The organism is Bradyrhizobium sp. CCBAU 53351 (assembly GCF_015291745.1).
Lineage (GTDB): Bacteria > Pseudomonadota > Alphaproteobacteria > Rhizobiales > Xanthobacteraceae > Bradyrhizobium.
In genome coordinates this window covers 5,890,847-5,909,104 of record NZ_CP030059.1, presented here as the reverse complement: position 1 = coordinate 5,909,104, position 18,258 = coordinate 5,890,847, and the positions used below count along the sequence as shown (strand labels likewise).

The 18,258-nt window shown below is 65.0% G+C and carries 19 protein-coding genes; 7 read left to right on the top strand and 12 right to left on the bottom strand.

All coding sequences use genetic code 11. The features are described 5' to 3' along the window. Nucleotides 1–52 precede the first annotated feature (52 nt). Complete coding sequence (locus XH83_RS28095) at nucleotides 53–262, bottom strand: cold-shock protein (protein WP_194408426.1); 210 nt, start codon at nucleotides 260–262, stop codon at nucleotides 53–55. A 439-nt stretch (nucleotides 263–701) separates the two neighbouring features. Between XH83_RS28095 and rpsU the strand changes: the two genes are divergently transcribed. Beyond that, nucleotides 702–977, top strand: a complete 276-nt coding sequence (rpsU, locus tag XH83_RS28090) for a 30S ribosomal protein S21 (RefSeq protein WP_194408425.1) — start codon at nucleotides 702–704, stop codon at nucleotides 975–977. An 88-nt stretch (nucleotides 978–1,065) separates the two neighbouring features. On the opposite strand, the gene XH83_RS28085 is transcribed toward rpsU, so the two are convergent. The 3 genes from XH83_RS28085 to XH83_RS28075 all read right to left on the bottom strand — a co-directional run bounded on the left by XH83_RS28085 (nucleotide 1,066) and on the right by XH83_RS28075 (nucleotide 2,022). After that, on the bottom strand, nucleotides 1,066–1,344 hold the full coding sequence (locus XH83_RS28085; RefSeq protein ID WP_194403876.1) for a DUF1488 domain-containing protein: 279 nt from the start codon (nucleotides 1,342–1,344) through the stop codon (nucleotides 1,066–1,068). 122 nt (nucleotides 1,345–1,466) lie between these two features. Beyond that, entirely contained in the window at nucleotides 1,467–1,763 is a 297-nt protein-coding gene (locus XH83_RS28080) for a hypothetical protein (RefSeq protein WP_194403875.1), read from the bottom strand. After that, complete coding sequence (locus XH83_RS28075; RefSeq protein WP_194403874.1) at nucleotides 1,756–2,022, bottom strand: hypothetical protein; 267 nt, start codon at nucleotides 2,020–2,022, stop codon at nucleotides 1,756–1,758. The genes XH83_RS28080 and XH83_RS28075 overlap by 8 nt, the downstream gene beginning before the upstream one ends. A 353-nt stretch (nucleotides 2,023–2,375) precedes the next feature. Here XH83_RS28075 and XH83_RS39810 point away from each other — a divergent pair, with 353 nt between their 5' ends. Then, nucleotides 2,376–2,720, top strand: coding sequence for a hypothetical protein (locus tag XH83_RS39810; RefSeq protein WP_246776341.1), 345 nt, complete (start codon nucleotides 2,376–2,378; stop codon nucleotides 2,718–2,720). Nucleotides 2,721–2,845: 125 nt separating this feature from the next. On the opposite strand, the gene XH83_RS28065 is transcribed toward XH83_RS39810, so the two are convergent. Further along, on the bottom strand, nucleotides 2,846–3,472 hold the full coding sequence (locus XH83_RS28065; protein WP_194403873.1) for a TetR/AcrR family transcriptional regulator: 627 nt from the start codon (nucleotides 3,470–3,472) through the stop codon (nucleotides 2,846–2,848). Nucleotides 3,473–3,604: 132 nt separating this feature from the next. Here XH83_RS28065 and XH83_RS28060 point away from each other — a divergent pair, with 132 nt between their 5' ends. The 4 genes from XH83_RS28060 (at nucleotide 3,605) to XH83_RS28045 (ending at nucleotide 10,314) form a co-directional block, all read left to right on the top strand. Beyond that, nucleotides 3,605–4,837, top strand: coding sequence for a cytochrome P450 (locus XH83_RS28060; RefSeq protein ID WP_194403872.1), 1,233 nt, complete (start codon nucleotides 3,605–3,607; stop codon nucleotides 4,835–4,837). 144 nt (nucleotides 4,838–4,981) lie between these two features. Next, nucleotides 4,982–8,608: an AsmA-like C-terminal region-containing protein gene (locus XH83_RS28055; protein ID WP_194403871.1), complete on the top strand. Its 3,627-nt coding sequence runs from the start codon at nucleotides 4,982–4,984 to the stop codon at nucleotides 8,606–8,608. 313 nt (nucleotides 8,609–8,921) lie between these two features. After that, nucleotides 8,922–10,040, top strand: coding sequence for a DUF2336 domain-containing protein (locus XH83_RS28050; protein ID WP_194403870.1), 1,119 nt, complete (start codon nucleotides 8,922–8,924; stop codon nucleotides 10,038–10,040). Between the two features lie 31 nt (nucleotides 10,041–10,071). Then, a complete protein-coding gene (locus XH83_RS28045; protein ID WP_194403869.1) occupies nucleotides 10,072–10,314 on the top strand; it encodes a hypothetical protein in 243 nt (80 codons plus the stop codon). Nucleotides 10,315–10,356: 42 nt separating this feature from the next. Here XH83_RS28045 and XH83_RS28040 read toward each other — a convergent pair whose 3' ends face one another. Beyond that, a complete protein-coding gene (locus XH83_RS28040) occupies nucleotides 10,357–12,063 on the bottom strand; it encodes an ATP-binding protein (RefSeq protein ID WP_194403868.1) in 1,707 nt (568 codons plus the stop codon). Continuing rightward, nucleotides 12,060–13,574 carry an ATPase domain-containing protein gene (locus XH83_RS28035; RefSeq protein ID WP_194403867.1) on the bottom strand — a complete coding sequence of 505 codons (1,515 nt, stop codon included), beginning with the start codon at nucleotides 13,572–13,574 and terminating at the stop codon, nucleotides 12,060–12,062. Before XH83_RS28035 ends, XH83_RS28040 begins: the two co-directional genes overlap by 4 nt. Before the next feature lie 463 nt (nucleotides 13,575–14,037). Here XH83_RS28035 and XH83_RS28030 point away from each other — a divergent pair, with 463 nt between their 5' ends. Further along, nucleotides 14,038–14,523, top strand: coding sequence for a YkgB family protein (locus XH83_RS28030; RefSeq protein WP_194408424.1), 486 nt, complete (start codon nucleotides 14,038–14,040; stop codon nucleotides 14,521–14,523). 15 nt (nucleotides 14,524–14,538) lie between these two features. Here XH83_RS28030 and XH83_RS28025 read toward each other — a convergent pair whose 3' ends face one another. The 5 genes from XH83_RS28025 to XH83_RS28005 form a co-directional block, all read right to left on the bottom strand. Beyond that, entirely contained in the window at nucleotides 14,539–15,036 is a 498-nt protein-coding gene (locus XH83_RS28025) for a GNAT family N-acetyltransferase (RefSeq protein ID WP_194403866.1), read from the bottom strand. A gap of 215 nt (nucleotides 15,037–15,251) precedes the next feature. Next, nucleotides 15,252–17,123: a ferrous iron transporter B gene (locus XH83_RS28020; protein ID WP_194403865.1), complete on the bottom strand. Its 1,872-nt coding sequence runs from the start codon at nucleotides 17,121–17,123 to the stop codon at nucleotides 15,252–15,254. A 73-nt stretch (nucleotides 17,124–17,196) separates the two neighbouring features. After that, entirely contained in the window at nucleotides 17,197–17,475 is a 279-nt protein-coding gene (locus XH83_RS28015) for a FeoA family protein (protein ID WP_194403864.1), read from the bottom strand. A 119-nt stretch (nucleotides 17,476–17,594) separates the two neighbouring features. Continuing rightward, nucleotides 17,595–17,846: a ribbon-helix-helix domain-containing protein gene (locus XH83_RS28010; RefSeq protein ID WP_025038043.1), complete on the bottom strand. Its 252-nt coding sequence runs from the start codon at nucleotides 17,844–17,846 to the stop codon at nucleotides 17,595–17,597. Then, complete coding sequence (locus tag XH83_RS28005) at nucleotides 17,843–18,031, bottom strand: DUF4169 family protein (RefSeq protein WP_194403863.1); 189 nt, start codon at nucleotides 18,029–18,031, stop codon at nucleotides 17,843–17,845. Before XH83_RS28005 ends, XH83_RS28010 begins: the two co-directional genes overlap by 4 nt. Nucleotides 18,032–18,258 lie beyond the last annotated feature (227 nt).

The window sequence follows — 18,258 nt, the reverse complement described above, 5'->3', positions numbered from 1 at the left end:
TTGAGCGGGTAGGGCGGCCGTTTCAGTACATCCGTGAAACGGCGCCACGATATCAAGCCAGCGAGAGGTTCTCGGCGCTGACTTTGCCTCGCATCTTGTCGGTCTTGGCCTCGAAGTTGACCTTTTGGCCTTCTGCGAGACCGGCAAGGCCAGCTCTCTCGACTGCGCTGATGTGAACGAACACATCATTGCTGCCGTCGCTTGGCTGAATGAAACCGAAGCCCTTTTGGCCGTTGAACCACTTGACAGTACCTGTTGCCATTTTCTTCTCCAAAGCGCGCAAGCGCATTCCGCGCAACAATCGCGCGTTATCTTCAACTTCGTCGATGTCTCTGGAAAAGGAGCCCGCGGGCGCATTCAACAAGGCACAGCGGCTAATCGAACCAGGCCAATATATATGGTTTTCACGATTTTGCAAGGAGTGGGGCCGATTTGTTTTCCTGCGAGGCATGTCGTCGGCTCCGATCGCGGCGCTTTGCGTCCGTCGACCTCGCAAGCAGGGACCTTAGCGATTGACAGCGCTGTACGACAGTGGTCACGTTCACGCCACGAAGCTGCATCGCTGTGACAAGCAGATCAGCTCATCCGAGGCCGCGACGAGTGTCGCCGCTACCGTCCTCCAAAATCGCAATGAGACTCCTGCGCAATGGGCTGCCCTGCAGGACGTGTCGCATATGCAGCCCCCCAGCAGGGAGAACCAATTGCAAGTACTCGTCAGAGACAACAATGTTGACCAAGCGCTCCGTGTGCTCAAAAAGAAGATGCAGCGCGAGGGCGTCTTCCGCGAAATGAAGCAGCGGCGTTCCTATGAAAAGCCGTCGGAGAAAAAGACTCGCGAGAAATCCGAAGCCATTCGTCGCGCCCGCAAGCTTGCCCGCAAGCAGGCGATCAGAGAGGGATTGCTGCCCGCGCCGCCGAAAAAGAAACCCTTTGAACGCAAGCCGCCCTTGCCGGCGATCAAGGCAAAGGCCGAGTAGAGACGACCTCGGGTTGGCTGCGATCATGGGACCGCGACGACATCGGTCCTTCCGCCGCACATCCGCCGTTGCGCCGTTGCGCCGTCCCCTATGTCCTGAAATCGATGCCACGCAGCACGATGCCCGGCGGGGTGCCTTCGAACTCCGTCGCGCGATATTTGCTCGCCGCGCGTGCTTCGATGCGATCCCGCAGGCGGGTGAACTGAGCCTCTCGCTGCTCGGGCCTGACCTGCGGCCCACGCTCGAGATCATCCATCGCGGAGGTCGAGATGGCGCAGGGAACCTCCCTGGTGCCGTCATGCATCGAGAACCGGACGACCATCCGGTCGTATTCGTGGCTGATGAAGCAGCCGCTCGTCAACGTCATGGTTTGCTCCGTTGCGTGATCGCCAGGCACGATCGCGCCCCTCAAATCACCGCGAGTGACCGGCCGCCTGCGTTCCCGCCGCGCATGGCGCGCGTTGGGAATGCAGGCGGCGGTCGTTCGCCTCAGCTCTCCCCCGACAGCCGGGCGAAATCATCGAGCAGCGCCGTCACCAGCGCGCGGTGGCGCGTGTCCTCGGTGGGCAGGCTCGCGGCGTAGAGGTTGAGCAAATGGCGCGCCTTCACCGCGGCCTCCGACCAGGACGCGGCGGGCACCGTCATCATGCGGTGCTCGAGATCGGCCTCGCGCTCGCGCAGCTCTCTGGTGTTGGCTTCGACCTCCGCCAGCGCGCGGCGCAGGTCGGTGGCCTTCTGTGCGGCCATGCCGCGGTGCTTGTCGAGATCCACGGTATGATCAGTCATTGGCGATGCTCGCGTCTGCGGCTTGCGCGTTCGCAAGATCGATCGAGCCGATCGGCAGCATCTCCATGATGCCGCCCGCGCCTTCGGCGGGCACGGTGATCATCGTGGCGACGCGGCGATAGGCGGCAAAGGTCAGGCCCTCGATCGCCTCCTCGTCAGTGACGACCTCATAGGCGCCGGCCGGCAAGACGCGGTCGATGCCGCGCATGCGGAACGGATGCCTGAACGTAACGGTTTCTCGCCGCGAGCGGATGGTCATGCACGCCTGCCTTTCGCAAGTGAAGCCCCAACCGGTGCCGGCTGCCCGCGAGCATGCGCTCCTGGCGCGGCAATAGCCAGCACTATCGTCACCGCGCCGAGAACGACAGTGTCACGGCGCGATAGACGCCCGCGAGGCATTTAGCGCTCGCTATCGCGTCAGTGCGGGCGTAAGGTCGCGGCCATCACCGCACGTCTCAACGGCTTCGACCGGTGACTGAGGGTCACGTGTGCTCCCGCCGAAGGCTTCGCAGGAGCGTTCGATGTCGCGTGTTCAGATCTCGGAATGGATCGTGCCGCCGGTGATCGTTCCGTTGTTTCTTCTGCTTCTGGTGTGCGCCGCGGCCCTTCTAAATGGCTAGGCCGACCCGCGTGCCGTATCTGGTCAGCGGGACCAACGAATACGGTAGTTCCAATCTCGGCCGCGGCAATGCGACGGTTGCGCTACGCCTTGCCCGAAAGCTGCTGCGCGAAGGCTACATGGACGTCAGGGTCTGCACCCCGCGCGGACGGGTGCTTCAGCCGGATGAATTCGACGAACTTGAACCTACAGAGGAGAGTGGCATGGCAAAGGGTCAGCAACGCAACAATCGCGAAGCCAAGAAGCCGAAGAAGGAAAAGTCCAAGGTCATCGCCGCGGCTCCGAGCCGCAAGGAAGCCGCCTGGCAGCCGGATTTCGGACCTGCAAAGAAGAAATAGGAACGAGCTGGCGCGGAATCGGGATCCGGCCGCGCGCTGCTAACGACAAGGCTCGTGCTCGCAGCGACTGGAAGGCCGCACTCACCGCCCGGTCCGCCGCATGCAGGACAACGCCGGCTCGCGCCTTACGACGCTTCGCCCTGGCTCGACGCCAACCCCGTCCTGCGCCTGAGATCGGTGATCGCACGCAGAAAACTGTCGGCCGGCGTCGTCTCGGGATCGATCAGCCGGTGCAGGCGAAAGCCGTCTTCCAGCGCCAGCACCACCGACGCCATCCAGGGCGGGTTCAGATTGGTGTTGCGTCCGTTGCTTCTCAACGTGGCCTCGACGATGTCGGCGATCAGCTTGCGCCGCGCGCGCAGACGTTTGGCAAGTTCTGGCCGGCGCTTCTCGGCGCGCGCGACGAACAGGATCATCTCGATGTGCAGCAGCGGCGAACGGCCGAGCGGATCCTGCTTGCTGCGGTCCATCGTCTTCAACGCGTCGATGAAATCGTCGAGATTGTCGTGCTCGGCGAGGATGTCCATGTTGCGCCGGATCGACTGCTCGACATGGTTCTCGAGCATGGCGATGATCAGCTCGTCCTTGCTTTTGAAGTTCGAATAGAACGCGCCGCGGGTGAAGCCTGCCGCCGCCGCGATCGCCTCGATGCTGGCGCCGCCGATGCCGTCCTCCTCGAACACGCGCGCGGCCGCTTCGAACAATTTGTCGCGCGTATCGTCCCTGGTCGGCCTGGTTCTCACCCTTGACATCGGACGAGGGTAGGGCAGAATGCAACTCGATACAACAATGTATCGAGTTTATAATTTCGAGGGATGGTTACGCCGGGCAGTGCGGCTGCGCTCGGCGTATTCGTGTCATGCGGCAACCGATTTGAGGTCACCATGAACGAGCACGTGCAAGGCGCCGGCGGCGCGCCGCTGTTCAACCCGCTCTCGCCGGATTTCATCCGCGATCCCTATCCGCATTACGACCGGCTGCGCAGGATCGATCCGGTCCATGTGACGCCGTTCGGCCAGTTCGTTACCAGCCGCCATGCCGACGTCAGCCTGGTGATGCGCGACAAGCGCTTCGGCAAGGACTTCGTCGAGCGCTCCAAGCGCCGCTACAGCGACAAGATCATGGACGAGCCGGTGTTCCGCAGCATGAGCCACTGGATGCTGCAGGCCGATCCGCCCGATCACACCCGCCTGCGCGGCCTCGTCGTGAAGGCCTTCACCGCGCGCCGCGTCGAGGACATGCGGCCCCGCATCCAGCAGGTCGTCGACCAGGCGATCGATGCCGTGATCGACCGCGGCCACATGGACCTGATCGAGGATTTCGCCTTCCGCCTGCCCGTCACCATCATCTGCGACATGCTCGGCATCCCCGAGGACCATCGCGAGGTCTTCTACAAGAACTCGGGCGACGGCGGGCGGCTGCTCGACCCCGTGCCCCTCACGCCCGAGGAGATCCAGAAGGGCAACGCGGGCAACCTGATGGCGCAGATGTATTTCCAGCAGCTGTTCGAGCTGCGCCGCAAGAATCCCGGAGACGACCTCACCACCCAGCTGGTGCAGGCCGAGGAAGACGGCAACAAGCTTACCAATGAGGAGCTGACCGCCAACATCATCCTGTTGTTCGGCGCCGGCCACGAGACCACGGTCAATTTGATCGGCAACGGCCTGCTCGCGCTTCACCGCAATCCGGACCAGCTCGCGCTGCTCAAGGCGCGGCCCGAGCTGATGGAGGGCGCGATCGAGGAGTTTCTGCGCTACGATTCCTCGGTGCAGATGACCGGCCGCGTCGCGCTGGAGGATATCGAGGATCTCGGCGGCAAGCGGATCCCCAGGGGGGAGACCGTGCTGTGCCTGCTCGGCTCGGCCAACCGCGATCCGGCGGTCTACCCTGACAGGCCGGACCGGCTCGATGTCACCCGGGCGAACGTGAAGCCGCTGTCGTTCGGCGGCGGCATCCATTTCTGCCTGGGGGCCCAATTGGCGCGCATCGAGGCCGAGATCGCCATCGCGACGCTGCTGCGGCGGCTGCCGGACTTGCGTATCGACGACGTCGAAAACCCGGAATGGCGGCCGACCTTCGTGCTGCGCGGCCTCAAGCGGCTGCCGGCGAGCTGGTGAGGCACCCCCGGGCATTAACCTCCGCGCGCAACAGTCGCTGTGACTTCGCCACACTTCCCCCTATATAAGGGGCTGTTCCGGCACGCCTGAAGTCCGCTAAGGCCAGGGTTTGGTCCGGTTGCCGGTTTGGCCGAGGGGAGACCCGTGCAGACGACGCTGCTCGGATTGGCGATTGCCTTCATCATTGCGCTGCTGGCCGCGCTGATCGGGCCTTACTACGTCGACTGGAACCAGTTCAGGCCCCAGTTCGAGGCGGAGGCTGGCAAGATCATCGGCGTGCCGGTGCGGGTCGCTGGGGAGCTTGACGCGCGGCTGTTGCCGGCGCCGACGCTGCGGCTGCGCCAGGTCACCTTCGGCGGCAACAACGATCTCGGCCGGCTGCGTGCCGACAAGCTCGACGTCGAGTTCAGCCTCAGCTCCCTGATGCGGGGGGAATGGCGCGCCACCGAGCTTTCGGTGGGCGGCATGGCGGTCGATCTCGGCCTCGATGCGCGGGGGCGGGTCGATCTGCCCTCCACCGCGAGCGGCACCTTCAATCTGGCCTCGCTGGCCATCGAGCGGCTCAATCTCACCGGCCGCATCGCCCTGCACGATGCCGCCAGCCGCTCGACGCTGGAGCTGAACGACATCGCCTTCTCCGGCGACGTTCGCTCGCTGGCGGGCTCGGTGCGCGGCGACGGCCGCTTCACCGCCAACGGGGTGCGCTATCCGTTCCGCGTCTCGTCCGGTCCGAGCCCCGACGGCAGTGCCACCCGTCTCCACCTCAACATCGATCCCGGCGAGCGCGCCATCCTCGCCGATCTCGAAGGCGTGCTCGCCTTCGACAATCGCTTGCCGAAATTCGAGGGCGCGCTGACGCTGGCCGTGCCCGCTGCGAAGAAGGCCGGCGAGGCGGGGCCGACGCCGTGGAAGCTCACGACCAAGCTGAAGGCGGAGCCGGCCGGTGCCAAGTTCGAGCAGATCGATGCGAACTTCGGCCCGGAAGACAGCGCGCTGAAGCTCGGCGGCGTCGGCGACCTCAAATTCGGCGCCTCGCCGCTGCTGCGCGCGGTGCTGTCGGCGCGGCAGGTCGATGCCGACAAGCTCGCAGCCAAGAATACGGACAAGGACGATGCCGAGCCGCTGCGCATCCTGCCGGCGCTGCGCGCAGGCCTCGCCGCGATTCCGCAGGCGCCGATCCCGACCCAGATCGAGTTCAACTCCGACCAGATCATGCTCGGCGGCCGTCCGCTGCAGAACATCACGGCCGAGCTCCAGACCGACGGACGGTCCTGGACCTTCCAGCGGCTCGAGCTGCGCGCGCCCGGCATGACGCAGCTCTCGCTCAATGGCGCGACACCAGGCGCCGACAGTTTCAGCGGCCGTCTTTCCGTCGAATCCTCCGATCCCGATACGCTGGTGGCCTGGCTGCAGGGCCGCAGCGAGATCAACCGCCGCAGCACGCGGCCGCTGCGCCTTGCCGGCGACGTCACCGTCGCCGCCAATCATCTCGCCGTCGACAAGCTCAAGGCCGACATCGAAGGCGGCACCGTCGAAGGCCGCATCGCCTTCGTGCAGTCAGGCGCGAGCAAGGGCTCGCGGGTCGACGCCGACCTCAAGGCCGACCGTCTCGACCTCGACGCCGCCGCAAGCTTCGTGCGCGCGCTCGCGGGACCGCAAGGCGAGTGGCCGGAAGAAGCAAAACTTTCGCTCGACATCGGCCGCGCGATCTCCGCCGGCCAGGAGCTGCGGCCGTTCGCGGCCAAGCTTGCCTACGGCCCCGCATCGCTGTCGCTGGAGCAGCTGCGTTTCGGTCAGGCCGGCGGCGTCACCACCGAGGCGAGCGGCAGCTTCGACCGTGCCAAGGCCACCGGCAAGCTCGCGCTGAAATCCTCAGCCAATTCGCTGCGCGAGCTCACCGCGCTGATCGAGCCGTTCGCGCCTTCGGTCCGTGCGCGCTTCGATGCTCTTCCGCCGCTGGCCGGCGCGACGCGCCTCAAGCTCGATCTCAGCCTCGACAAGAATGCCGAGCATGCCGATCGCAGCAATGCCCGCGCCGTGCTCGATCTCGACGCGCCGCAGCTCAAGGCGACCGCGACGCTGGCCGCGCAGATGCCGGCAGCCGCCATCGGCGGCATCGATCTCAACCGCCTGCAGAGCAGCGACTTCACGCTGGACTCGAAGGTGTCGACGCCGCAGGCCGGCGCGCTGCTGGCGCTGCTTGGGCTCGATCGCGTGGTGGCCGCAGGCGAGGGCGCCTCGCAGTTCGAGGGCAAGCTGACCGGTGCCTGGCGGCGGCCGTTGCAAGTGAGTGCAAAGCTCAGCGGCGGCGGGCTGGATGCCGACGCGCAAGGCAGCGTCGAATTGTCGGAGCCGAAGGGCAGCGTGAACTTACGTGTGCGCAACGTCAACCTGGCGCCGCTGCTCGGCGTCAGCCGGACCGACAAATCGGCGCAGAACGTCAGCCTGTCCTCGCGCGTCGGGCTTTCAGGCAATCGCCTGACCTTCGACGATCTCGACGGCAATGCGGCCGGCTCGCATCTGCGCGGCCATCTGGCGGTGATGCTGGATTCCGACAAGAGTGTCGACGGCGAAGTCGGTCTCGATACGCTCGATCTGGCGCCGGCGCTCGCGATGGCGATCGGCGCAGCCGGGCACGATGCGAGCGAACCCCTGGGTGCAGGGCTCATCACCGGCTGGCGCGGCCGGATCGCCTTCCAGGCGTTGCGCGGCACGTTGCCCGGCGGCATCGAGCTGCGCCCGTTCGGCGGCACGATCCGCAGCGACGGCCAGTCGCTCGCGCTCGATGCGCTGAAGGGCGGCGTTGGCGGCGGCGAGATGTCGGCGAGCTTTGACGCGCGCAACGGTGCCAATGGCCTTGCTCTGAACGCGCGCATCGAGCTCGGCAATGTCGATGCGGCGGCGCTGCGCTACCGCGATCTGGCGCTGCCGAAGGGGCGCGCCTCGGTGCAGATGGCGTTGACCAGCCAGGGCCGCAGCGTCGCGGCGCTCACCGGCGCGCTCGCCGGCAACGGCACGGTGACGCTGGACTCCGCGGAAATCAGCGGCCTCAATCCGCGCGCCTTCGAGATCGCGATCCGCGCCAGCGACGGCGGCCAGGTCTCAGACGACAACCGCTTGCGGCAGCTGGTCGAGCCCGCGCTTGCCGCCGCGCCGATCGCGGTGGCCTCCGCGCAGATTCCGTTCACGATCCGCGATGGCCGCTTGCGGGTCGGCGCGACGCCGCTGGAAGCCAAGAACGCCCGCGCCATCGTTTCCGGCGGCTACGACATTCCCGCCGACCAGGCCGACATCCGCGCCAGCCTGACGCCGATCATGACCGGCCTCTCCGGCGCTCCGCCGGAGATTCAGCTGTTCGCGGCGGGGCCTCCCGACAAGCTCAATCGCACGATCGATCTCGCGCCGTTGTCGTCCTGGCTTGCAGTGCGCACGATCGACCGCGAGACGCGCCGGCTGGATGCCATCGAGCGTGGCGAGCCACCGCCGGCGACGGCGGCGCTGCCGACGCTGGTGTCTCCTGATCCGGCCCCTGAGCAGGCGCCCGCCAATGTGCCGCTGCCGGGCCAGGATCCGCGCCGCGCGCCGTTGAAGCCAAAGGCCGCGCCGACGCCGAAGGCCCCACAGGCCGCTCCCGCTGCGCCGAGCCCGCCGCTCGCCAGCCAGCAGCTCGCGCCGCTGCCGCCGGCCATCGACGTCAGGCCTGCCCCGGGTCCGCCGCCCGCAAAGCCGAGGCCGAAGCCGCCGCTGGTGCTGACGCCGCAAAATCCATGAGGTTCCCCTCATCCCCGGGCTTGTCCCGGGCATCCACGTTCTTCGCGTCGCACGCAAGGCGTCGATGGCCGGGACAAGCCCGGCCATTACGCCGGGAAGGCTTTGGTGCTGCTAGCTTCTCGGCACCCGGCAAGCCTGTCGAAGCGGTAAACCCATTCCCTCACATTTGAATGAATTTTGCCCGGCAAAACTGATTTGCCGATTTTACCGAATTCTCGCGTTTCAACTCTAACGTCGCTTCAGAGGAATTCGGCGTCGCGTCGTTGAGACGCAACGGTTCGCAAAAGAACGGCCAAGAACTGGGGTGATCGAGATGAACGGGGCGAAATCGCTTCTGCAGGATCTGGACGACGCGATCGCGCGCGGCACCGACGAGAGCCGGGCGAAGGCGTTGTGGCATGCGACCGACATACTGATCACGGGCCGCTACAGCGACGACGAGATCAGCACGTTTGGCGACGTGATCGGCCGGCTCGCCGAGGAGATCGAGGTCGCCGCGCGGGCGCAGCTGTCGGAGCTGATGTCGGCTTGCGATCACGCTCCCTTCAACGTCATCGAGAAGCTCGCGCTCGACGACGAGATCGAGGTTGCCGGTCCCGTGCTGCGCGACTCCAACCGCATCGACGAGAAGATGCTGATCGAGAGCGCCCTGACCAAAAGCCAGTCGCATCTGCTGGCGATCGCGCAGCGCAAGTCGATCGGCGAGGCTGTGACCGACGTGCTCGTCAAGCGCGGCAACCAGGAGGTCGTGACGTCGGTTGCGAAGAACGAGGGCGCGCGCTTCTCCGGCTCGGGCCTCCTGCACATGGTCCGCCGCGCCGAGGGCGATTCGATCCTTGCCGAGCAGCTCGGCCTGCGCAAGGACGTGCCGCGCCACGTCTTCCAGCAGCTGATCTCGAAGGCCTCCGAAGACGTCCGCCGCCGCCTCGAGACCGAGCGACCCGAGATGATGGCGCAGATCCAGAGCTCGGTGACCGAGGTCACCGGCGATCTCCAGTCCAAATTCGGTCCGTCCTCGCGCAGCTATTTCGTCGCCAAGCGCGTGGTGACGACGCAGTACCGCCAGGGCAACCTCAATCAGGACTCGATCTCGAATTATGCACGCCAGCACCGCTTCGACGAGGTGCAGATCGGCCTGTCGCTGCTCTCCTCGCTCCCGGTCGACGTGATCGAGCGCGCGCTGATGGACCGCAACCGCGAGATGATCCTGGTCCTGTGCAAGGCGCTCGACTTCTCCTGGGATACCACGATGTCGCTGCTGTTCCTCGGCGCCAAGGATCACCTGATCACGGCGCGCGAGCTGCAGGACAACGAGCGCGAATACGGTCGCCTCAAGATCGAGACTTCGCGCAGCATCTTGAAGTTCTACCAGTCGCGCAAGACCGGCACCGGTAACGACACGGGCCGTCAGCCCGAGCTCCAAGTTCACTGACAGGTACACTGAGGACAGGGGAGTATCTGCAATGTTGCCTCAATTCGGCACTGCCGTTCGCAAGAAGAACCTCACCAGCGTCGCCCCCGCCGATATCGGCGGCGGAGCGCCGGACAAGGCGTCGGTCGACGCGGCCTGGCTCGTGCTGGAAGCCGCCAATGATCTCGGCGACCATGCCGCAATCGACGCCTGTCGCCGCGTCATCGACGCCGAGCTGACCGGCACGGCGGCCCGCAGCGCGGATGTCGATCTCGTGCTGGGATATTTCCGTTGAGGCTCCCAGCCCTTCGGAAAGGCCGTCCCGTCAGGGCCGAGATCAACAGGAACTCGAGCGCTGCGTTTCTGGATCGAGCTGAAGGTTCGACTTTGCTGTGCTCAACGCGGCCGCCAGCTCGTCGATGTGGTAAGGTTTCGCCAGGATCTGGATGCCGGCCCGCTGCGCCTCATGGACCGAAGCTTCGGCGTATCCGCTCGTCAGCAGCACCGGGATGTCGCTTCGCCTTTTCTTGATCTCCCGCGCGAGCTCGACCCCGTTCATGCCGCCCGGCATCATGATATCGGAAAAGATCAGATCGACGGTGCGGCCATCAGCCAAGGCGCCGAGCGCCGCGGCGGCGCTGGCGGCACGCGTGACTTCGTAACCGAGCTGGCCGAGCATCTCGCCCACGAGGGCGGCAACCTCGTCGTCGTCTTCGACCAGGAGGATTCGGCCATGATTGCTCTTCTTCGGCCGTATGCGCGTGAGGTCGATGAGATGTCGCTCCTTCGAAGGAACGTCGAATGATCGCGGCAGGTACAGCTCGATGCTGGTGCCGCGGCCGACCTCCGACTGGATCCGGACAGTGCCCCGTGACTGCGTGGCAAATCCATGGACCTGCGCGAGCCCGAGCCCCGATCCCTTGCCGACGTCCTTGGTCGTGAAGAACGGCTCGAATACGCGCGAAAGGATATCCGGAGCCATGCCGATGCCAGTGTCGACGACGGAGAGACGAACATAATCACCCGAAATCGGACCGTCTTTCAGGCCGGGCAAATTTTCCCCGCGCACGACGATCGTCCCGCCGTTGGGCATGGCGTCGCGGGCGTTGACGGCGAGGTTGAGGACGACCAGCTCGAGCTCCCCGGGATCGACCTCGACCGGCCATAGCGAGTCCGGGAAATCGAACTCGACGTGGACGTCCCCCCTCAGGCTGCGATCGAGCAGTTCCCGCATGCCGCCGATCTGCGCGGCAACGTCGACGGGCTCCGGCCGAAGCTTCTGTCGGCGCGAGAATGCGAGGAGCTGCCTCGTCAGGCTGGCGCCACGCTGAGCGGCCTGGGTCATGCCGTCCATCAGGCGCCGGCGCCGGTTCGGATCGGTCTGGCGGTCGAGCATGTCGAGGCCGCCCGAGATCACCATCAGCAGGTTGTTGAAGTCGTGCGCGACGCCGCCGGTGAGCTGGCCGATGGCTTCGATCTTCTGAGCCTGGCGAAGGGTCTCCTCGACGCGCGTGCGTTCGTTCATTTCGAGGCGAAGCTGTTCGTTGGCCTCTTCCAGCTCTCGCGTCCGCTCGACCACCAGCTTCTCGAGCTCCTGAGCGGTCTGCTCACGGGCCTGGAGCAAGGCCCGGATTTCATATTGTCGCCGCCGCGCCCTCATCGCGGATTGAACCGCGCTGGTCAGCGTGATCGGCTGCACTGGACGTTCGAGCAGCGAAACGTTGCGCAGGAGGTCGACGATGCTGCGTCGCCACGCAACGACAGCCGGTTGCTCCCGGTGGCTGGTGAGGACGACAAAAGGCAGGTCGGACCATGGCGGCTGGTTCGCGATCCATTGTGCGAGCGGCGCCGTGTCATTGCCGAACAATCCCTCTTCGGCCAAGAAAACCGCTCCAACGCCACCCTTCATCTCGGCAACGAGTTCGGGCAGACTTCGGCAATTGACCGCTTCCAGGCTCGCGCCGCGAAAAAGCTCCGCCGATGCCGGTCCGTCGCGGCCGATCGGGGCGAATATCAGAACACGCTTGTCCCGGTCGGCGCTCATTCAGCCGGTCCTTCCGGCAGCACCGTGCCGGTATAGCGGGGATTGCCGGAAAAAATGCCGCTGAACTCCTGCAGAGGCGGACCGAGCCTGATCCCCGTGCCGCCGAGCCGGAACTCGCGGATGCTGTGCTCGTGGTTGCCGCTGCGCTTCTTGACGACGGAGAGCGCGCGCCGCACCGTTCCGCCAAACTCGAAATAGCGCAGCATCACCACTGCATCGCTCAGATAGCTGATATCGAGCGGCGTATCCATCGGGCCGACGAGCCCATGCTGGGCGAGGATCAGAATCGTCAGCACGCCTTGCTGGGCCAAATAGCTGAGGAGTTCGTGCATTTGCAGGATGAGGAAGCGCTCGTCCGGCATCGCGTTCAAATAGCCGTTCAGGCTGTCGATGATGACAACCCTGGCGTTGTCGATCTCGACGCTCCGGCGCAGCGTCGCCGCGAACTCTCCGGGCGACAATTCGGCGGGATCGACTTGTTGGAAGCGGATTTTCCCGGAATCCAGATGTTCCTGCAGAGGCAGGCCCAGTGTCCGAGCACGTGCTTCGATCGTCCCACGGCCTTCATCGAAGGCGAAGAACACGGCGTGCTCGCCGCGTTCCGCCGCCGCGATGGCATAGGCCAGCGCGAGGGAGGACTTGCCGACACCGGCAGAGCCGAGGAGAAGCGCGTTGGTGCCGCGCTCGAGCCCGCCGCCCAGCAGTTGATCAAGCTCGGCGTTACCGCTGGACACGAACTCGCCGTGGAACGCCTTGTGATGCTCGGCCGCGACAAGCCGTGGGAAGATCCGCAAGCCGCCTTGCGAGATCGTAAAATCGTGGTACCCGCCGCGAAATCGAATGCCGCGCATCTTGATCACGCGAAGCCGGCGCCGCTCCGCGCCGTAATCGATAGCCATTTGCTCAAGCATGACGACACCGTGTGCGATCGAATGCAGCTGCAGATCGTCCTGGGAGGAGGATAGATCGTCGAGCAGCACGACAGTGCAGTTGCGGTTGGTGAAGAAGTGCTTCAAGGCCAGCACTTGGCGCCGGTAGCGCAGCGGGTTCTGGGCCAGCAGGCGCAGCTCGGACAGGCTGTCGAGCACGACGCGGGTGGGATTGATCCGCTCGACCTCTTTGAAGATCAGGCCGGTCGTTTCGCTGAGCTCCATCTCCGCGGGATGGAAGACTGTGAGCTCCCGGTCGGGATCGAGCGTCGTCTCGGGCGGGACCAGCTCGAAAATATCGACGCCTTGCAGAGACCAGCCGTGCCGATGCGCGACGAGCTCGAGCTCCCGCCGTGTCTCTGACAGCGAGATATAGAGCACACGCTCACCGTCGCGCACACCCCGGAGAAGGAATTGCAGCGCGATCGTGGTCTTGCCGGTCCCCGGCCGCCCCTCATAGAGGTACATCCTGTTGGCGTCCAAGCCACCGCCCAGAATGTCATCCAAACCGTCGCTGCCGGTCGAAACTCTTGGCAAATCTTTGAACCCGCTGCTCGATGCAGCCTTCGACGGACCGGTCATTGTCCCCCTCGCGACTTGGTGGAATCCCTCATTCTGCGCGGCTCATGAAAGAACAGCCAGCCTCAGGAGCGGAAATGTTTCATCTGAGGAACTCGCGGGGAAGCATTGAGTTCCGTTTGACCACCTATGCGCCGTCTCTGGTGTCGGCGGACGTCTGTCCGGCAGGCGAAAGAAGGTTTTGCGGTCAGCAGACTGCGCCCGGAAACTCGCGGCGTCGGTTCACAACTTAACACAGTCATCCTGATACCGGACCGCTGCCGTCGCCGGCGTCGCGTGACTGAGAAGACGACCGGTCGACTCTCGGTTGGGGCGAGGGATCGCTTACGGTCGAACACATCCCCGCACGCAGCTGTGATCGTCCGGGCCGGCGACGCGCTGTAACGACGCGACGGCCTCTTCGTACAGCGTGTTGGCGACGACGTGTCGCCAGCCGTTCAATGCGCACCCGGGGAGCAATCGCCACATGCAAGGTTTCAATGTCGCCGAGAATGGCGGCGGGTCTTATCGTCCGCTCGCCATTCTCCGCTGGGTCATGGTGGTCATTTTCGTGTCGTTCGGGATGCAGAAATTCACCCCGCAATCGGCGCAGGGCATCGCGCAGTTCATCACCAACAGTCCATTCGTCTCCTGGCTCTCGGTGTTTGGATTGAGGGGAGAGGCGTACGTTCTCGGTGTTGTCGAATTCGTGATTGCGGCGTTGCTCGCGGGCGGTGCGTTCAGCCCGATCCTCTCGGCCTTGGGCTCGCTCATGGGCATGGTGACATTCGCGATCACCTGGTCGTTTTTCTTCACGACGCCCGGAGTCGTGAAATGGAGCCTGTCATCGGATCCGATGGCGTGGAATCTGGCGGGCGAGTTCCTGTTCAAGGACATCGTCCTGCTGTGTGTTTGCGCCGTGCTGTTCCTCGCATCACTGCCGCGATCACTGGTTCGGCTGCGTGCCGGCTGAGCGCCGAGCCGTCCCTCAGCGCCGGATGCGATAGATCTCGACGTCCTCGCCGTGGCGGTTGGCGCCGCGCTCGAGGACGTAGTTCGCTTTTTCCAGCACCCGGCGCGATGCGACGTTCTCGACATTCACGATGCCGATGAGGAACGGCAGCCTGAAATGCAACAGTCCGATGTCCGTCATCGCGGCCGCGATCTCGCTTGCAAATCCCTGACCCCAGAATTCGCGCTTGTACGCATAGAGGATCTCGATCTCGTCGACGTCGTCGACGAGAATGTGCCGGATGCCTCCGCGTCCCACGAACGCTCCGTCCTGCGTTCGCATCACCCAGAGGCCGAAGCCATGCTGGTCCCAATGGGCCATGTTGGTGGCGAGATAGGTCTTCGTGACATCTAGCGTCCGCACCCCACCGAGATAGCGGGAGACCTCGGCATCGAGATGCAGCGCGACGAGATCGGGGAGGTGACTTTCGTTCAGCCGCTCGGCGGTGAGCCGCTTGGTGCTGAAGTGATCCATGACTGCGAGGTCGTCACCAAGAACGCGTTGCCGGCCGGCCCGCCGGTTGAATGCCGCTGAAGTCGACCATGGCAGCGTGCCCGTGTTTTGCCCGACGGGTCAACCGGCGCGTCATCGACGGCCGGATGATTTTTCGCGCATGCGTAAGCCATTGATTTCACAATCCCCGTCTACTGTGCATGGGGTTGTTTTCGTACTTTTTTGTTTTGGAGGACCTATCCAGCCCCGAGCGCCACCGCGACGTTGTACGTCAAAAGGCTCGCGGCATAGGCCAGCACCAGCATGTAAGTGAAGGTCACCGCCATCCAGGTCCAGCTGCCGGTCTCGCGCCGGATGACGGCCAGCGTCGAGGCGCATTGCGGGGCGAAGATGTACCAGGCCAGCATCGACAGGGCGGTGGCGAGCGACCATTTCGTCGCCAGCACCTGGCCGATCTGCTCGGCCGCTTCCTTGCCGCCTTCGATCGCGTAGACGGTGCCGAGGGCTGCGACCGCGACCTCGCGCGCCGCCATGCCCGGGATCAGCGCGACCGCGATCTGCCAGTTGAAGCCGACCGGCGCGAGCAGCGGCTCGAGCGCCTTGCCGATCATCGCCGCAAGGCTGAAGTCGATCGCTGGATCGGTCGCGCCTGCCGGCGGCTGCGGGAACGAGGCCAGGAACCAGATCAGCACCATCATCGAGAAGATCGTGGTGCCCGCGCGCACCAGGAACATCTTGGCGCGGGTGTAGATGCCGATCACGATCGATTTCAGCCGCGGCATCTTGTAGTCGGGCAGCTCCAGCATGAACGGCGCCGGCGCATAGTCGCGCAGCATGAAGAACTTGATCAGGAACGAAACGGCCAGCGCGCTGATGATGCCACAGGCATAGAGGCCGAACATTACGAGACCCTGGAGGTTGATGAAGCCCCAGATGTCCTTCGCCGGAATGAAGGCGGAGATGATCAGCGTGTAGACCGGAATGCGCGCCGAGCAGGTCATCAGCGGCGCGATCAGGATCGTGGTCAGCCGGTCGCGCTTGTTGTCGATCACGCGCGTCGCCATGATGCCGGGAATGGCGCAGGCAAAGCTCGACAAGAGCGGAATGAAGGCGCGGCCATGCAGCCCCGCGCCGCCCATGATGCGGTCCATCAGGAACGCGGCGCGCGCCATGTAGCCGAAATCTTCCAGCAGCAGGATGAACAGGAAGATCAGGATGATCTGCGGCAGGAACACGATGACGCTGCCGACGCCGGAGATCACGCCGTTCTGCAGGAAGCTCTGCAACAGGCCGTCGGGCAGGGTAGCCTGCACCAGCTCCCCGAGCGAGTCGAAGCCGGACTTGAGCAGGTCCATGGCCGGCTGCGCCCAGGCGAACACCGCCTGGAACATCACGAACAGGATCAGCATCAGCACGATGAGACCGCCGACGGGATGCAGTACGACCGCGTCGATCCGCGCGGTCCAGGTGTCGGGCCTCGTAGGCAGGCTGACGCAGTCGGCGATGATGCGGTCGGCCTCGCGCTGGGTCGCGCGGAGTTCGGAGACGCTGAGCGCGCGCCAGCTGTTGGCCTCCGCCTCGGCGGCGAGCTTGGCCGAGATCTCGTCGGTCAGCTTCAGGAGGTCGGCCGTGCCGCCCTTGCGCACCGCGATCGAGGTGACCACGGGCAGGCCAAGCTCCTTGGCGAGCCGCTCGACGTCGACGGTGATGCCGCGGCGGGCGGCGATGTCGAACATGTTGAGCACGAGCACCATCGGCCGTCCGGTGCGCTTGAGCTCGAGCAGCAGGCGGATGGTCAGCCGCAGATTGGTGGAATCGGCCACGCACAGCACGAGATCGGGCACGGTCTCGCCGGAGGCCTTGCCGAGCACGAAGTCGCGGGTGATCTCCTCGTCCGGGCTGCGGCCGCGCAGCGAGTAGGTGCCGGGCAGGTCGACCACCGACACCTGGCGTCCCAGGGGGGTGACGAAGAAGCCTTCCTTGCGCTCGACCGTGACGCCGGGATAGTTCGCGACCTTCTGCCGGCTGCCGGTCAGGGCGTTGAACAGCGACGTCTTGCCGCTGTTGGGCGTGCCGACCAGGGCGAGATGCAGCAGGGGTAATTCCATGTGATCAAAGGCCTGGCAAACGGCTTGGCGAAAGGCTTGTCGAAAAGCCTGGGATGAGGCGTCCGGTCGCCGTCTAGGCGACGATGACGGCCATGGCCTCGCGGCGTCGGACCGCGATCGTGATGCTGTCGACCCGCACGGCGATCGGATCGCGCCCGACCAGCCCCTCGTGCAGGACCTCGACCCGGGCGCCCTCGACGAAGCCGAGCTCGATCAGGCGGCTCTCGAGCTCGATGTCGGAGAGCGCTGAGCCCGCCTCGCGCGCGGACAGGTGCTGGATGACGCCCGTATAGCCGCGCTGGGCCAGACCCAGCGGCATGTGCGGGCGCGTGTCATTATTGGTGTCGGTCATGCCCTGTATTTTCAACGCAAGGCATTGAGGTCAAGCGAATGCGCTCGTTGAAACCGCACCTTAGAGTGATTTTAAAGTGCGGGCGGCGGGGCGCCCTCGAAGGCGCCCCCGACGGCTGGCTATTGGGCCGGGACCTTGTCCGGCTGGGCGGCCATGGCGCGGCTCTTGAAGTAGTCCAGGACGAACAGACGGATCGCCGACGACAGATTGCCCTGCTGGCGGTTGTTGTCGATCTCGCCGACCAGCTCGGACAACGTCATGTTGCGCAGGCCGGAGATCTCCTTCATGCCGTTCCAGAACGCCTCTTCCAGGCTGACGCTGGTCTTGTGCCCGGCGACGACGATCGACCGTTTCACGACGGGCGACTTCATGGCTGCTCCTCGCGATCGATCTGATGCTGATCCAGGTGCGCCTTCGCCTTGTCCGCGCGCGTCTGCTCCGCCGACCGGTCCGCCTTCGTGCGCCCGAACTTCGTCCGGTTGGCCTCCGCCTGCTTCGCCGAGGCTTGCCGCTCGGCGCGCTTCCTGAAACGATTCAGGTTGATGACGTTCCCCATGTCGCGTCTCCATCATCCGATCCTCTTCAGGCTGGATGAAACATTCCGAAACAGGGTGCCGCGTTGCGCCCCACATGACTTGATCGCCATTCGCTCGTCCTCGTCAATCGGCCCCTTGGGCCATCAAAGGATGAAATTGGCCCCGTCGAGGGGGCAGAAGGGCTGCGTAGCACGCCGTCCCGCCAGAACATTGACGGTAATCAAATCCCGCCCCCAAAGCCGCACAT

What these genes read in the sequence shown, in the direction of transcription:
- XH83_RS28020 (WP_194403865.1), bottom strand. Translation starts at nt 17,123, where the DNA reads ATGGAATTACCCCTGCTGCATCTCGCCCTGGTCGGCACGCCCAACAGC.
- XH83_RS28060 (WP_194403872.1), top strand. Translation starts at nt 3,605, where the DNA reads ATGAACGAGCACGTGCAAGGCGCCGGCGGCGCGCCGCTGTTCAACCCG.
- XH83_RS28045 (WP_194403869.1), top strand. Translation starts at nt 10,072, where the DNA reads ATGTTGCCTCAATTCGGCACTGCCGTTCGCAAGAAGAACCTCACCAGC.
- XH83_RS28035 (WP_194403867.1), bottom strand. Translation starts at nt 13,574, where the DNA reads ATGACCGGTCCGTCGAAGGCTGCATCGAGCAGCGGGTTCAAAGATTTG.
- XH83_RS28005 (WP_194403863.1), bottom strand. Translation starts at nt 18,031, where the DNA reads ATGGGGAACGTCATCAACCTGAATCGTTTCAGGAAGCGCGCCGAGCGG.
- XH83_RS28095 (WP_194408426.1), bottom strand. Translation starts at nt 262, where the DNA reads ATGGCAACAGGTACTGTCAAGTGGTTCAACGGCCAAAAGGGCTTCGGT.
- XH83_RS28080 (WP_194403875.1), bottom strand. Translation starts at nt 1,763, where the DNA reads ATGACTGATCATACCGTGGATCTCGACAAGCACCGCGGCATGGCCGCA.
- XH83_RS28025 (WP_194403866.1), bottom strand. Translation starts at nt 15,036, where the DNA reads ATGGATCACTTCAGCACCAAGCGGCTCACCGCCGAGCGGCTGAACGAA.
- XH83_RS28050 (WP_194403870.1), top strand. Translation starts at nt 8,922, where the DNA reads ATGAACGGGGCGAAATCGCTTCTGCAGGATCTGGACGACGCGATCGCG.
- XH83_RS28030 (WP_194408424.1), top strand. Translation starts at nt 14,038, where the DNA reads ATGCAAGGTTTCAATGTCGCCGAGAATGGCGGCGGGTCTTATCGTCCG.
- XH83_RS28075 (WP_194403874.1), bottom strand. Translation starts at nt 2,022, where the DNA reads ATGACCATCCGCTCGCGGCGAGAAACCGTTACGTTCAGGCATCCGTTC.
- XH83_RS28065 (WP_194403873.1), bottom strand. Translation starts at nt 3,472, where the DNA reads ATGTCAAGGGTGAGAACCAGGCCGACCAGGGACGATACGCGCGACAAA.
- XH83_RS28085 (WP_194403876.1), bottom strand. Translation starts at nt 1,344, where the DNA reads ATGACGTTGACGAGCGGCTGCTTCATCAGCCACGAATACGACCGGATG.
- XH83_RS28010 (WP_025038043.1), bottom strand. Translation starts at nt 17,846, where the DNA reads ATGAAGTCGCCCGTCGTGAAACGGTCGATCGTCGTCGCCGGGCACAAG.
- XH83_RS39810 (WP_246776341.1), top strand. Translation starts at nt 2,376, where the DNA reads ATGGCTAGGCCGACCCGCGTGCCGTATCTGGTCAGCGGGACCAACGAA.
- XH83_RS28015 (WP_194403864.1), bottom strand. Translation starts at nt 17,475, where the DNA reads ATGACCGACACCAATAATGACACGCGCCCGCACATGCCGCTGGGTCTG.
- XH83_RS28040 (WP_194403868.1), bottom strand. Translation starts at nt 12,063, where the DNA reads ATGAGCGCCGACCGGGACAAGCGTGTTCTGATATTCGCCCCGATCGGC.